Origin of the sequence: Rubripirellula lacrimiformis, from assembly GCF_007741535.1 — a bacterium.
GTDB lineage: Bacteria > Planctomycetota > Planctomycetia > Pirellulales > Pirellulaceae > Rubripirellula > Rubripirellula lacrimiformis.
The window spans coordinates 2,189,209-2,203,037 of sequence record NZ_CP036525.1; the positions used below are offsets into that span (position 1 = coordinate 2,189,209).

General features: G+C 58.5%; 12 protein-coding genes. 11 read left to right on the forward strand and 1 reads right to left on the reverse strand.

What is annotated here, in order from left to right; genetic code table 11:
- Positions 1 to 112 precede the first annotated feature (112 nt).
- Both K227x_RS07745 and K227x_RS07750 read left to right on the forward strand, forming a co-directional pair.
- Complete coding sequence (locus K227x_RS07745; protein WP_246146658.1) at positions 113 to 1,483, forward strand: hypothetical protein; 1,371 nt, start codon at positions 113 to 115, stop codon at positions 1,481 to 1,483.
- Positions 1,480 to 2,628 (forward strand): peptidylprolyl isomerase, encoded by a 1,149-nt coding sequence (locus tag K227x_RS07750; RefSeq protein ID WP_145168986.1) that lies wholly within the window; start codon positions 1,480 to 1,482, stop codon positions 2,626 to 2,628. Before K227x_RS07745 ends, K227x_RS07750 begins: the two co-directional genes overlap by 4 nt.
- A 133-nt stretch (positions 2,629 to 2,761) precedes the next feature.
- Here K227x_RS07750 and K227x_RS07755 read toward each other — a convergent pair whose 3' ends face one another.
- Entirely contained in the window at positions 2,762 to 4,252 is a 1,491-nt protein-coding gene (locus K227x_RS07755) for a hypothetical protein (protein ID WP_145168987.1), read from the reverse strand.
- A 474-nt stretch (positions 4,253 to 4,726) separates the two neighbouring features.
- Between K227x_RS07755 and K227x_RS07760 the strand changes: the two genes are divergently transcribed.
- The 9 genes from K227x_RS07760 to K227x_RS07800 all read left to right on the forward strand — a co-directional run bounded on the left by K227x_RS07760 (position 4,727) and on the right by K227x_RS07800 (position 13,680).
- Positions 4,727 to 5,185: a type II secretion system protein GspG gene (locus K227x_RS07760; protein WP_145168988.1), complete on the forward strand. Its 459-nt coding sequence runs from the start codon at positions 4,727 to 4,729 to the stop codon at positions 5,183 to 5,185.
- The gene (locus tag K227x_RS07765) at positions 5,115 to 5,855 is read left to right on the forward strand and encodes a prepilin-type N-terminal cleavage/methylation domain-containing protein (RefSeq protein WP_218933843.1); all 741 of its coding nucleotides are present in this window, start codon (positions 5,115 to 5,117) and stop codon (positions 5,853 to 5,855) included. Before K227x_RS07760 ends, K227x_RS07765 begins: the two co-directional genes overlap by 71 nt.
- On the forward strand, positions 5,852 to 6,319 hold the full coding sequence (locus K227x_RS07770; protein WP_145168990.1) for a prepilin-type N-terminal cleavage/methylation domain-containing protein: 468 nt from the start codon (positions 5,852 to 5,854) through the stop codon (positions 6,317 to 6,319). The genes K227x_RS07765 and K227x_RS07770 overlap by 4 nt, the downstream gene beginning before the upstream one ends.
- Positions 6,316 to 7,329, forward strand: coding sequence for a prepilin-type cleavage/methylation domain-containing protein (locus tag K227x_RS07775; protein ID WP_145168991.1), 1,014 nt, complete (start codon positions 6,316 to 6,318; stop codon positions 7,327 to 7,329). The genes K227x_RS07770 and K227x_RS07775 overlap by 4 nt, the downstream gene beginning before the upstream one ends.
- 41 nt (positions 7,330 to 7,370) lie before the next feature.
- Positions 7,371 to 9,041: a type II secretion system minor pseudopilin gene (locus K227x_RS07780; RefSeq protein ID WP_218933844.1), complete on the forward strand. Its 1,671-nt coding sequence runs from the start codon at positions 7,371 to 7,373 to the stop codon at positions 9,039 to 9,041.
- 60 nt (positions 9,042 to 9,101) lie between these two features.
- On the forward strand, positions 9,102 to 10,850 hold the full coding sequence (gene pilM / locus K227x_RS07785; RefSeq protein ID WP_145168992.1) for a type IV pilus biogenesis protein PilM: 1,749 nt from the start codon (positions 9,102 to 9,104) through the stop codon (positions 10,848 to 10,850).
- On the forward strand, positions 10,847 to 12,028 hold the full coding sequence (locus K227x_RS07790; protein WP_145168993.1) for a cadherin repeat domain-containing protein: 1,182 nt from the start codon (positions 10,847 to 10,849) through the stop codon (positions 12,026 to 12,028). Before pilM ends, K227x_RS07790 begins: the two co-directional genes overlap by 4 nt.
- 87 nt (positions 12,029 to 12,115) lie before the next feature.
- The gene (locus tag K227x_RS07795; protein ID WP_246146659.1) at positions 12,116 to 12,877 is read left to right on the forward strand and encodes an ABC transporter ATP-binding protein; all 762 of its coding nucleotides are present in this window, start codon (positions 12,116 to 12,118) and stop codon (positions 12,875 to 12,877) included.
- Positions 12,874 to 13,680 carry an ABC transporter permease gene (locus K227x_RS07800; RefSeq protein WP_246146660.1) on the forward strand — a complete coding sequence of 269 codons (807 nt, stop codon included), beginning with the start codon at positions 12,874 to 12,876 and terminating at the stop codon, positions 13,678 to 13,680. Before K227x_RS07795 ends, K227x_RS07800 begins: the two co-directional genes overlap by 4 nt.
- Positions 13,681 to 13,829 lie beyond the last annotated feature (149 nt).

Sequence of the window (13,829 nt, forward strand, 5' to 3'; positions counted from 1 at the left end):
TAGGTTAGAATCTGGGGGTGCATCCGACCTTGATCCGAGGTGCGACTGCAAAGGGGGGACGCTTCCCGGATCAGGCCGACCGGTTTTTCGCATCTTGAGGGATATAACGACGATGCTTTCTCGCAGCCTGTTGATCTTTGGTTTGGCCATCGGTGGAACCATCACGCCGCTGATCCCACCAAGTCTTGGGACGGCAAGGGCCGACGACCCCGTCGCAGCCCAGGATCCGGGGCCGGATGGCGAAGGTTCGGCACCCTTGTCGCCCGCCCCAGCTTCACCGGTCGATTTGAAATCCGACGTGCTGCAGTGGGTCGAAGAATTGGATGCAAACCGTCTGACCAAACGAAAGTCGGCCGAGCGGGCGTTGATTGCCGCAGGCCCCGATGCACTGCCGTACCTGCCCGAAACAAAGCCGGGGATTTCGATCGAAGCGGCCGAGCGACTTTCGCGTGTCCGCAAGACGCTGATGAAGATGCGGACCGAAGACGAAGCGGAATCCGATGCGTTCACCGTTTCGCTGGCGGATGTTTCCAACCTGGGCGAAGCGCTCGAGGCGATCAGCCGCGACAGTGGTGTTGAATTTGATCACGAAGCGGATTCATCGTTGGCGATCTCGCCCGTTGCCGCCCCGCTGGGGTTCTGGCATGCCGTCGATTTGGTGCTGGATCAATCCAATTTGGACATCAACTTTTATGGCGGCGACGAGAGCACGCTGAAGTTGGTGGGGCGCAATCCCGATCGGCCGTCCCGTGTCGATTCAGCCGCCTACGCGGGGGTTTACCGGATCGAACCCACCGCCGTGACCTCGCGCCGAAGTCTGAACAATCCCACGCTTTCGGGGCTGAACATTAGCGTCGAAATCGCGTGGCAACCGCGAGTCACACCCATTGGATTGACGTTGCCGATCAAGCAGTTGTCCGCCAAATTGGACGACGGAGCGGACCTGGAACCACAGGAAACGGGGGAAACGATCGACGTTGCAACCAACAGCGATATCGCTTTCAGTGAGTTCTTTTTTCCGATGGAATTGCCGGCCGGACAACCCAGCAAGATCGAATCGTTGTCGGGACAGATCCGAGCTCTGTTGCCGGGCAAAAAACAACAGTTCGAATTGCCGCTGATCAGCCCGGGAACTCCCAAGACAATCGACGCGATGACGGTCGAAGTGGAATCGGTGCGTCCCAATGGACCGCTGCATGAAATCAGGGTTGCGGTCGAATTGACGGACGCGGATCGTTCGTTGGAAAGCCACCGGCATTGGATCTACGAAAACGATGTCTACGCCCAACGAAAAGATGGTTCCCGCGCCGATCATCTGGGGTACGAGGTTTATCGCCAAACGGCTTCCGGCGTCGGAATCGGATACCTGTTCGATTTGGGCGACTCGTCAGCCGCAGCCGAAGCGACGCTGATCTACCAGTCGCCGACCGCCGTGGTACCAAGCGAAGTGTCGTTCGTGATCCAGGACATTCCGCTGCCATGAACCCCAACCAAAATCTGCCGCGATGGCTGCGTCGTACGGCATTGGCATCGATGGTTTCTGCTGTTCCATGGGGGACGGCCACGTTGGCGATGACCACGTTGGCGGTACCTCGGATCGCGATCGGGCAGACGATCCTGGGCCAGGACGAAAGCCGCAATTCGGGACAGGGACAGGGACAGGGACCGGCCACCGGTGCGGCGACGGCAAACTCGAATTCGCAAACCGGGCAACGACGATCAGCGAAGCTGGAACCGAGCGACCCGTTCGCGGCGATCGATGGCCAGCCGATTTACGTGGGTGAGATCAACTTGGTCCTGACCCAGCGAATCGACGTTCGTGATCTGGAACGTGTCGGGCTGCAGGTTCAACGTGCCACCGCCCTGTTGTTGGTCCGCCGCCATTTGGCGATGAAAGCACTGCAAGGTCAGGGCGGCGAAACGCTTGCCGCCGGGATCCGTCGACGTGTTCAGGCCTATCAGAGCGAGGCGTCACGGATGGGGACCAGCATGGAAGAATTGGCCGCCAAACGCCAATCCACCGCGGACGCGATGGTGGCCGATTTGGCATGGACATCGGCCTGGACCCAGTATCTGAAAAGCCGGATGACGACCGCCAATCTGCGAAAGTTTTTTGATCGCAACCAAGCCAAGTACGGGGGCGGACGGTTCGATGTGTCGCAAGTTTTTGTGCCCGTCGATGCGTCCGATCCAGCATCGGTTGCCGCTACCGCGGATCGGATGACACAGTGGATCGAGGACATTCGCGCCGCCGCGGGGCCGGACGCCGACTCGCTGCCGACCGTGTTCGCATCCGAAGCGTCCCAGCACAGTCAGGCCGGGTCAGCCGAGGATGGCGGACATTTGGGCTGGGTCGCAAAAGATGGCGATCTGCCGGCCGAAGTCATGGCGGCGATTCGCAGCGCGACCGCTAGTCAGATGATCGGCCCGATCCAAAGCAAGCTGGGGATGCACGTGGTGCTGGTCCATCAAGCCGAGGCGGGGACCGGAACGTTCGACGAACTGACCGACCAATCCGCTCTTCGCCGCGATGCCGCCAACGCTTTGTTTGATGCGTTGGTCGCCAGCCAAAAAGACGCCAAGGTCGTCTGGTTCGGCACGCAGCTGCAAGGCGAACAAGTCCGCTGAACCCGACGATTCGCCGGGGGCGGGGACTTGGGATTGGGGAGTTCCGTCGCGGCGGTGCGGGGATCGTGGTGGATCCCGGTGCACCGAGAGTGGGATTCTGTTGAATCCCACGACGGGTGCCATTGCCGCTGGGTTACGGCAGGATCGTATTGCCCTGCTGCATGCCCTTCTTCTGGTTGGTATAGATTTCGGAGATGTCCGAAGGAAGGCTAGGCCGGCCGGTACGAGGTTCCGGTGGGAAGTCTTCCGCACGGACTGCCGATCCCATCGGGGTGGTCAACGTATCGTCGATCGCCTTCAGGTAGCTTTGCAGTTTCCAGGCGGGGATGACGGTCAAACCCAACTCGATCGCTTGGTTCTTGGCTTTGCCGATTGCGATAATCGCTTCGGTGTTGTCGGCATCCGGGTCAGCCGAATCCGTCAATTGTGGGTCTTCGCCGACCACCATGAATCGGACGCTGGCGTCCAAGGTTCCGGTGATCTCGCCCGTCGCAGACACTTCGGCTGCGACTTCGGCACCGGCTGCCATGATCTGGCCTTTCAACGCTTCGTTGTCAGGTCGTCCATCGCCATCGATGTCGATTTCACCCGCCAATGCGATCTTCACACGGCGTCCGGGAGCCCAGAACGGCGAGTAGATTTTGTCGCCAGGGATGATTGGGTTTTTGATTTCGGGGCGAGCGATCACGCGAGCCAGAGCCATGTGCGGGCCTTGGATCTGGGTGACCTGGATCGTCGCTTTGACCTGGGCATCTTGCAGACGGACATCATCCGCATCGATCACGCCAAAGGTGACATTGGGTCGCAATGCATCGGCCGATCCCAGGTTGATCGTGCAGACATTGCCACCGCGAACAACAAACCGGATCTCGCCTTGAGTGGTTTCGAACTGGTCGTTTCGTAGTTCGTTGAGTTGCAATTTCTGAGTATCGATGGTGCCTAGCAGGCGTCGATTGTTCCGTTCTAGGTCTTCCGCTTTCGCGCTGGCCTGTTGGCGGAACTGGTTGAATTCTTGCACGTTGACGTTCAGTTTGTCACGCGTGTCTTCCTTCTCTTTGTTCATTCGGGCCCGATCTTCGTCGAACTGAGTGGCCATGTTGTCGGCCTTCTTGTTCGCATCGTCAGCCTTCTGTTCGGCCAGCATCTTGGAATTGTTGGCAATCGAGATCTCGGCTTCGGCGTCCGTTCGGATCTTGGTGGCTTCTTGGCGAGCGGTCGCGTACTGCGTATTGCGGTCTCGGATCGCGTTGAGCAGGTATTCCGGCAGCCGTGGATAGTTTCGGTCCTGGGGTTCGACTTCGGCGCCGAACAGCGACATGTCCTTGGTGAACTGTTCTTCGATCGCCTGCATTTCAGGGTCATCCGAAGAGTTCTCTTTCATTTGGTCCAGTTCCGCTTGGGTGAACTGGACTTGGCCGAGCATGCCTTTGAATCGGCTCAGCTGGCCTTCCATGGTTCGCACCTGACCGCTCATCGTCTGCATCCTAGCAGCCGCGTCGTCGGCATCGATCGACATCAAATTGCCGCTTCGCCATAGGAAGAAGTTCAGCGCAATCGAAAGCACCAAGAAGATCATGCAGGCAATCAAACTGCCGCGGATGACGGAATCGTCGCGAGCCACCATAGTCGTTTCGTGCGTTTTGGAAGCGAAAGAAGCTGGGGAAAAGCCATGCGGGCCTACAGTCGACCCTTCCGAGTCGTCAGTACACCCTATTTAATCCATACGTTTATTCTACTTCCACGCAAACAGAATTGCCGGTTCTGTTCCTCGTTTCGGTGACTTTTGCTGATTATGGGCATCTTGCCGGTGCGATCATGCCACGTTGTCGGGTTGGATCGCGGGTCAGAACCCCCAATGAGTGCGGTCCGGTCGCCAGAATCCGTCCGTTTTACTGGGGCGGCATCTTTTCCGGTGGTGGCACCGCTGGCTGCCCCCATCCCCGGTTTGTGAACGCGGGCAAACCGAAACCTTTCCTGGTTCTGGTGGTTATGATAGGGAGGCATTGGTCGCCGCCGCTCATGAAAAGCTTAGCGGGGGGGCCAAGGCCGCTGTACCTCCACCCAATCGTATCACCGCTCGGAAGCCCCTGAACCTGCCATGCGAAGCCGAAAACCCCGCCTTCACCGATCCACCATTTGCCCCCGCAGCGGCTCGTTGTCCCGTGATCGTCGTTCCGGCTTTACGCTGCTGGAATTGTTGCTGGTCCTCGCGATTTTGGTCGTGATCGGCGGCATCGTGACCGTCAACATCGGCGGTGCGTCGACCGAAGCGAAGGTCAATGCGACCAAGACTCAGCTCAATGGGCTGAAAAACAACATCCAGATGTATCAGATTCGGATGAATACGCTGCCCGAGACCCTCGAAGCGCTGCGTGACGGACCAAGCGACGCTGCCAAGAAAGCCAAATGGGTCGCTCCGATCATCACCGAAGTTCCCACGGACGCCTGGGAAAACAGCCTGGTCTACACCGTCAATGGCAATACCTATGAAATCCGCAGCGGCGGCATCGATGGACAAGCCAACACGGACGACGACATCATTGTCGAAGGCTCCTGATTCCACCGTGCAACTCTTCGTTGGTCCCTCCTGTACCCGCGCGTCTGACCGATGCCAGCGCTGCGGGTTTTCACGATCCGCCTTCACGCTGCTGGAACTGTTATTGACGTTGGCCGTTTTGGCCGCGATTGCGTCGGTGGTGATCCCGCAGGTCGGGTTGATGATGGGCGATCGCCAATTGGTTCGCGCCGCCGAGCAGTTGCGGATTGAAATGACCCGCCAACGAGTCGACGCGATGCGCCAGGGGCGTGTGATGATGATCGAAGCCATGATCGACGGAGGAACGTTTCGACTGAAACCCTATTTTTCCTCTAGCGACGCTGTCGAAGCGATGGATCAAACCGGATCTCAGTCAGCACTGCTAAACGGTGCCGACCAGGGGAACGTCGCCGTGATTCAGGATTCCAGTGAATCCGAAGAAACGGTCGACTTGCCCGAAGGCGTCACATTCACATCCGTCGGCGTCGTATCCGCCGCACGTGCTTTTCAAATCGAACAACTGACGTTGGCGGACCAGGGCGAAGGCTGGAGCCGGCCGATTCTGTTTTATCCGGATGGGTCCACCAGCACTGCGTCGGTGGTGTTGTCGGCCGATGGCATTGGCCGCATCGTGGTGAAGGTGCGTGGGATTACTGGCGACGCGACGGTTAGCGAGGTGTTGGCACCATGATTCGTTCACGACGCGGCTTTTCGCTTTTGGAAATCCTGTTGGCCCTTGCGATCCTGGGCGGCGCGATGGCTGTGCTTAGCCAGATCGCGGAAACCGGGACTTCGGCAGCACGCGAAGCTCGTGATCTTTCGATCGCGCGGTTGATGTGTCAGTCCAAACTATCGGAAACCTTGCTGGACGCTGCGTCCGGCATCACACCGCAGACGGTGATGACCGTCCCGATGGAACCGTTTGATTCCGGATCTTTGACGACATTCAACTACAGCCTCGAAGTCCAGCCAGCCGCCTTGGATGGGTTGTTGGCGCTGCGCGTGACCGTCGTCGCCGAAAACCCCAACGGTGGGCCTGGGTTGGCTCAATACTCGTTGACGCGTTGGTTGGTCGACCCCGCGCTGGGATTGGAAGCCGCCGAGGCCGAGGAAGAAGCAATGAAAGAACTGGCTGCCGAAGAGGCCGCGTCATGATCCGCCGTCACCATTCGGATCGCCGTGTCTTGCAGGTCACTGCTGGGTTCACGTTGTTGGAGGTCATCTTGACGCTGGCGATGTCCGTCGTGCTGATGATCCTGGTCGGCGGAGCGATTCAGTTTTATGCGCGTGATATGAACGTCCGCGATATGGATGTGCGGCAAACTCAATTGGCCGCGGCCGTCATGCAGATGATCGAAGATGACTTGCGCGCCACGTTGCACCTGGAACCGGTTTCCATGGAAGGCTTAGAGTCGCTGTTGGCCGCTAGCGGTGGTGGCGATTCGGCGGCCGCAGGGGGGGAAGAAGATCTTTCCGCTGCGGGACTCGATTCGACCGACGATACGATCGCGGATGAAACCGCGGTTTCCGATACGGGAACCATGGATTTGCAAACCAGTGCAGCGGTGTTGGCGACCCCGGGTTTGATCGGTAACCAATACCAAATTCAAGTGGACCTCAGCCGCCTGCCGCGGCTAGAGGAATACGTCGCGATGATGGACGAAATGACCAGCGACATCGATGATGTCCCCAGCGATTTGAAAACGGTGGCCTACTTTGTTCAGCCGGCCGGAACCGTCGGCGGCGTCCAGGATCCACTGGCCACCATGACCGGTGACGAAACCACCGGCAGCGATCAATCGGACTTGGGCAGCGGAGGGCTGGTGAGACGTTCGCTGGACCGCGCGGTGACTTCCGAAGCGGCCGCCACAGGCGCGCTAGGACTGTTGAACCAAACCGGGGAATTGCTGGCTCCCGAAGTTCTGTCGATTGAATTTCAATACTGGGACGGAACCACTTGGCAATTGCAATGGAGCAGCGACGAGTACGGCGAACTGCCGATGGCGGTCAAAGTCCAGCTGACGATGGCGGATCCGACGGTCATGTTGTCGGATGGATCGGGCTTGGATCCTGATGCGACGCGAGTCTTCACGCACGTGATTCGGCTGCCGTTGGCACGCCCGATCGACACGACCGACGAAGACATGACGGGGGTGGTCCAGTGATCGCTGCCAACTCGCAAATGCCAGATTTCGCACCCTGCTCGATGGCACATCGCCGCCATCCGCGTGGCGGGTTTTTCCTGGTGCTGGTGTTGATTGTCGTCGCGGTTGCCACGATGGCGGTCTATTCGTTTACCGAGCTGATGTTGGCCTACGATGATTCGGCTTACTTGGCCGGTGATCTGGTTCAAGCACGTGTGAATGTCGAATCGGCGACCGAGTCGATGCGATTGATCCTGTCTCAACCGCCAGAAACGCGAATCGATTTTGGTGGTCTTTACAACAACCCGCAACTGTTCCAAGCGATCACGGTTTCCGGCGGCGATGACGGATCGCCGATTTCCAATTTCTCGATCCTGGCACCCGATTTGACGGAAACCGGCACCCTGGGCGGTTTGCGGTTTGGATTGCAGAACGAATCGGCGCGGTTGAATATCAACGCGTTGATCGTACTGGAAGCCAACGGCGGTGCTTTGATGCCGGTGATCGCGGCGGCCGGTGCTGATGCCGGCGGGGATGCGGTGGATGACATCGACACCGACAACATCGCAGTATCGCTGTTGATGTCATTGCCCGGCATGACCGAGGACGTGGCCGATGCGATCTTGGACTGGATCGACGAAGACGATGAACCACGCCCCTTCGGTGCCGAATCCGATTACTACCAAACATTGCCCGCCGCCTATTCGGCAGCCAATGGGCCGCTGAACAGTGTCGAGGAATTGTTGTTGGTCCGCGGTGTGACCCCGACGTTATTGTTCGGGGCCGACGCCAACCGAAACGGTGTGATGGATCCCGATGAACAGCAACGGTTTGGTGTCAGTATCGATACCGCCGGCGTTCTGGGCTGGGCCGCCTACATGACCGTGCACGGAGCCGAGGCGAACAAGCGGCGCGATGGTTCACCGCGAGTGAACGTGAATCAAGATGATCTGGAAGTCCTGTACACCGAACTGTTGGATGCGATCGGTGACGAGTCGTATGCCAGTTTCATCGTCGCCTACCGGATTGCTGGCGAATCCACTTCGCTGACCTCGGCATTGGCAGGGGCTGCCGATGGCGGGAACAACGGTGGTCAGAATCAGGACGACGAGGCTCAGCCCGGTGGCCCATGGTCGGCGGATCTGTTCGAGCAGCTCGACTTGACCGGTGGTGGTGGAACCAAACTGACTCAGATTTTGGACTTGGTCGATGCCAAGGCAACGGTCGGCCAGGGCGGGCAGGCGCGTTCCTACGATTCGCCCTTTGCCAGCGATCCGATCTCGGCTTCGGTCACGATGCCGATTTTGATGGACGCTTTGACGACTCAAGATGTCGACGTGATGCCCGGTCGGATTAATGTAAATGAATGCCCGGCTGAATTGCTGTATGGGATTCCACTGCTAAGCGAAGAGGCGGTGCAGGCAATCTTGGAAACTCGTCAGCCGGAATCGGACGACCCCAACCGGAATTTCGAAACCTGGTTGATGGTCGAAGGGTTGCTGACGCTCGATGAAATGCGACAGGTCACACCACTGTTGACCGCCGGTGGTGACGTCTACCGAGCCCAAGTGGTCGGCTACTTTGAACAAGCGGGAGCTTCGGCTCGAGTGGAAGTCTTACTGGACGCCACCACGGTGAACCCCAAAGTGATTTCCTGGCGTGACCTAAGCCATCTGGGGCGTGGCTTCGACCTGTCCGTGCTGGGTTTGCGATCCGGTGTCGTCCAGCAGTGATCGGCGCGACGGACCGAACATCCCCACCAACATGATTTACCCAACCAAGAGAAAGATCGGATGCCAAAGAAAATAGCCATCGACTGGGACGAACACGAACTTCGGTTGGTGGCCGGCCAGGTTTCCGGTTCGAAAGTCAAAATCACCGACGCCGTCGTCATTCCGTTGGACGGGTTGAACGCGATCGAAACGCTGCACAAAGCAGTCAAAGAACGCGGTTTGGCAGGGACTGATGCCCTGATCGCGATCGGACGTGGATACGCAGAACTGCGCGAACTGCAGCTGCCGCCGGTCCCCGAGGAAGAACTGCCCGACATGGTCCGGTTCCAGGCGATTCGCAGCTTTGCGTCCGCCGGCGATAGCGCTACGGTCGACTTTCTGGTCACGCGGCGGAGTGAAACCGGCGTCGAAATGATCGCGGCCGCGATCGGGCCTACCAAATTGAACGAGATTCGCAAAGCCTGTGAAGCGTGTTCGATCAACGCAAACCGAGTGTCGCTGCGACCACTGGCAGCCGCCTCGCTGTATTTGACTCAGTCGAAACTTCCGACCCAAGGCAACTTGGTGTTGGTCGACCTGCTGGCGGGTGATGCCGAGATCGTGGTCGCTCGTGATGGAAAGGTCGTGTTTGTTCGTACCGTGCGGATGCCGACTGAACTGAAGTCGCGGCCGCGTGCATTGGCGGGCGAACTGCGGCGCAGCTTGGTCGCCTGTGGAGCCGATGGGACGGCCGAACGAGTCATCCTGTGGGGACGCCAATCGGTCCACGTGGACGATCAGGCGATGTTGGCCGAAGCAGCCGGCAGCCCCGTCGATGTGATTGACCCATTCGATCTGGTCGATGTCGATGCCAAGGTTCGCAGCGAATTGCCCGATCACGTTGGGCGTCTGGCACCCTTGGTCGGTTTGTTGGCGGCCGATGAATCGCACCCCGAGCGGTTGATCGATTTCTTGAACCCGCGGAAACGCGTCGAAGAAGAACCCAATCACATCAAGACAGCGGTGATGGTGGCTGTGCCGGCCCTGTTGGCTCTGGTCGGTGGCTATTTGCTGTACGGCCAACTGAGTGAAATGGATACTCGGATCGCCGAATTGAAATCGGCCAACGCGGAAATGAAACCTGCGGTCGATGCCGCGGCCACCAGCATCAGCCGCACCGAAACCGTCGACCAGTTTTTGGATGGCGATGTCAATTGGTTGGCCGAGATGCGGCGGCTGGCAAAGGCGATGCCGCCAGCCGACAAAATGATCGTGCGAGGAATCACAGGCACGACCGATCCCCGAGCCGGTGGCGGCAAGTTGGTGATCACCGCCGCGGTCACCCAACCCGCCGTGATTGACGAATTTGAACGATCGCTGCGTGATGCCGATCACATCGTGGTCGGCGATGGTGTCAACGAAAGCAAGGACAAGGATGCCTATCGGTTCGGCATCAATGAAACCGTCACGATCAATCCGGCATCGATTCGCAACCAGCGATACGAGGGGATCCTCGCCGCGTTGATGGCGGCAACGGAATCGTCCAGTGAAGCGGAGCCTACGAGCGAAGCCGAAACAACAGACGAAGCCGAGCCTGCAAACGAAGCCGACTCGGGCAGCCCCGAGACAACCTCTGGGCCATCGGATCCCGCATCTGCGCCCGAAGCCGAAACGCCCGAAGCTGCCGAAGCCGAAGCGGAAGCTGCCGAAGCTGCCGAAGCTAAACCTGCCGACGCCGATCCGCCGCCTGAGGATTCACCCGAAGGGGATCAACCTACGTCCGAGCAACCTACTGACGAAGAATCCGCCAAGGTGGAGGTGCAAGCATGACTCAGCGCGAACGTTACTTAGCGATTCTTGTCGGCGGGCTGCTGGTTGTCGGTGGTGTGTGGTGGGGCTTTGACAAATATCGCTCTGCCGTCAAAAAACGCACCAACGAAATCACTCGGCTGGAACAAGAACAACAGCGTCTGACCGAACAGACGCTGCAAGGCGAATATGCGAATCGCCAAATGGGCGAATACATGATTCGTTCGTTGCCCGGCAATCTGGAATTGGCACAAGGGAAATATCAGCAATGGTTGATCGGCATTGTCCAAGACAACAATCTGATTTATCCCAGTGTTGACCCCACTCCGGCCCGTCCGATCGGTGGCATGTACCATCAACTAGGGTTCCGAGTCAGCGGCACCACTGACATCCCGAATTTGATTGGTCTGTTGCATTCGTTCTATGCAAAAGACTACCTGCACCGAATTCGTGAACTCGCAGTTCGTCCGAGTCGACAAGGTGGCTTTACAGTCGAAATGACGATCGATGCTGCGGCGCTGATGGCGGTGCCGAACGAATTGATCGAACCGGTCGATGCTTCCTGGCGAGTCGACGGTAGTCTGGCTGCCTATCGAGATCCGATTTTGGACCGCAACTTCTTTGCGCCGCCCAACGAAGCACCACGCTATCAGGGCAACGACGTGATCGAGGCGATCGTCGGCCGCGAAACACCTTCTCCGCTGACCTTCAAAGATACCGAAGGCAACAAGCTGACCTACGAATTGGTCGAAGGTCCGACCGAATTCGTATCGCTAAGCGGTGAAACCGGTACGTTGAAAATCAATAGTCCGACCAAGCAGGAGTTTCCGATCACGGTCCGGGCTACCGACAACGGCTATCCGGCGCGAACCAGCGAACAGAAATTGTTGGTCAAGGTGGTCGATCCACCACCGCCGCCAAAATCGGCTCCTGAAAAGCCGAAGTTTGACGATTCGACCCAAACTGTGTTGACCGCACTGGTCCAAGGTCGCGATGAATGGATGGCCTGGATGCATGTTCGCACCCGTGACCAGACCCTTCGTTTGCGTGTTGGCGATGCGTTCGAAATTGGTACGCTGAAAGGCGAGGTTGTCGAGGTTACCCCGAAGTTCGTGATGCTTGAAATTGATGGCCGGCGGTTCAGTTTGAAACCGGCAGGCAATCTAAGCGAAGCGGCCAAGGTTGCCGAACCTGAATAGTGAACGGACCCGGTGTCGGTGGCAATCTTGCTGCTGCGATGGTTCAGCCGCTTGCCCTGATTCGCCACTGTGCCGATGGACTCTGTCGTGAACTCCCCCGCCCTTGCGTCTGCGATCCGATGCGATTCGCTATCGATCCAGTATGCGGGAGGCGTTCGTGCCGTCGATAGCGTTTCGTTGACGGCGGATGCATCCAAAGTCTTGGCTCTGGTAGGCCCCAGTGGCTGTGGGAAAACGACGCTGTTGCGATTGATGGCGGGTTTGGAAAAGCCTACCCAAGGATCGGTGTCGATGGATCCGGTCGCCGCCGGCAGTCGAGGCGAAGTCGCATTCGTGTTCCAGCAGCCCACGCTACTGCCTTGGCGAACGGCGTGTCAGAACGTGATGTTGCCGTTGGAACTGATCGGTCATGGCAACCGACGCGACCAACGCGAAGTTGCGATGGAGATGCTTGCGCGGGTGGGATTGGAGGACGCATCGAAGCGGTTTCCGCATCAATTATCCGGCGGAATGAAGATGCGAGTTTCGATTGCTCGAGCGCTCGTGACGCGGCCGCGCGTGTTGTTGTTGGACGAACCCTTCGCGGCTCTGGATGACATGCTGCGAAACCAGTTGGGCGAACTGGTGATGCGACTTTGGGATGATCATCGATTCACCGCCGTGATGGTGACGCACAACATTGCCGAAGCGATTGGGTTATCGCATCAGGTCGCGGTGATGCGATCCGGGCGTGTCACATCGGTTTTGGACAACCCGCTTTCGTTCCCACGATCCGAATCGCTTCGCAGCACACCAGAGTTCGGGCGTTTCTACGGCATCGTTAGCGCGGAACTGCGAGGTGTGTCGTGATCCCTGTGGACCGCAAACAGCGAATGCTCGAATTCGCAACCAGCACTGGGTTGGTCGTCTCGGTGGCGATTGCCGGGATCGCCGCTTGGTATGGAGTGGTGGGGTGGTTCGAACTGCCCAAAGCCTTGCTGCCGACGCCCGGACAGGTTTGGGACGCTGCGGTCATCCATCGCGAAGAGTTGGTTCGGGGAACGATCGCAACCGGTGCGGCCGCGGTGGCTGGGTTGGCGGCGGCAATCATATTGGGCGTCTGGATTTCAATCGCGTTCAGTTTGTCCCGCCGCATCCGCATGGCCTTTTTTCCCTACGTCCTGCTGTTGCAAACCGTCCCGATCGTGGCGGTCGCCCCCCTGCTGATCATCTGGAGCGGGTACACGTTTCGCACCGTCGTGATCGTCACGGTGATTGTGTGTTTGTTTCCGATCGTCAACAGCGTTACCACCGGGTTGGTGTCGATCGACCGTGACGCATCAGATCTGTTTCGGTTGTACGGGGCCGGTCGGCGACGGCGATTGACGAAGCTGCAGATTCCGTCGTCGGTACAACACCTGATGTTAGGCGCGAAAACCAGCAGCGGGTTGGCGGTGATCGGCGCGATCGTGGCAGAGTTCTTTGTCGGCAACGGGACCAGCTATGACGGGCTGGGGACTTTGATGACTGGCTGGCAGGGGCTGGCCAAGACGGACGCCTTGATCGCTGCCCTGTTTGGATCAGCCGGTTTAGGGTTGGCGTTGTTCGGGGCTGTTCAGTTGGTTTCGTCGACGTTGCTGCGTCGTTGGACATCCAGTCGGCCGACGCGTTAAGAGGTCGTGTGGCGTCCGATACGTCGCATGGTTTCGGATACTGCATCGATCCGCCATCATGGGACCTGATTTGCTTCGGTCGAAATTGTGGAAGGCTTGGTGACGTGATGTGGATTCATCATCGGTGGTGGTTAGGGACTTGCCCGAAA

Bases quoted from the DNA above. Each gene is read 5' to 3' on its own strand.
- K227x_RS07745 (WP_246146658.1), top strand. From the start codon at position 113: ATGCTTTCTCGCAGCCTGTTGATCTTTGGTTTGGCCATCGGTGGAACC.
- K227x_RS07750 (WP_145168986.1), top strand. From the start codon at position 1,480: ATGAACCCCAACCAAAATCTGCCGCGATGGCTGCGTCGTACGGCATTG.
- K227x_RS07755 (WP_145168987.1), bottom strand. From the start codon at position 4,252: ATGGTGGCTCGCGACGATTCCGTCATCCGCGGCAGTTTGATTGCCTGC.
- K227x_RS07760 (WP_145168988.1), top strand. From the start codon at position 4,727: ATGCGAAGCCGAAAACCCCGCCTTCACCGATCCACCATTTGCCCCCGC.
- K227x_RS07765 (WP_218933843.1), top strand. From the start codon at position 5,115: ATGAAATCCGCAGCGGCGGCATCGATGGACAAGCCAACACGGACGACG.
- K227x_RS07770 (WP_145168990.1), top strand. From the start codon at position 5,852: ATGATTCGTTCACGACGCGGCTTTTCGCTTTTGGAAATCCTGTTGGCC.
- K227x_RS07775 (WP_145168991.1), top strand. From the start codon at position 6,316: ATGATCCGCCGTCACCATTCGGATCGCCGTGTCTTGCAGGTCACTGCT.
- K227x_RS07780 (WP_218933844.1), top strand. From the start codon at position 7,371: ATGGCACATCGCCGCCATCCGCGTGGCGGGTTTTTCCTGGTGCTGGTG.
- pilM (WP_145168992.1), top strand. From the start codon at position 9,102: ATGCCAAAGAAAATAGCCATCGACTGGGACGAACACGAACTTCGGTTG.
- K227x_RS07790 (WP_145168993.1), top strand. From the start codon at position 10,847: ATGACTCAGCGCGAACGTTACTTAGCGATTCTTGTCGGCGGGCTGCTG.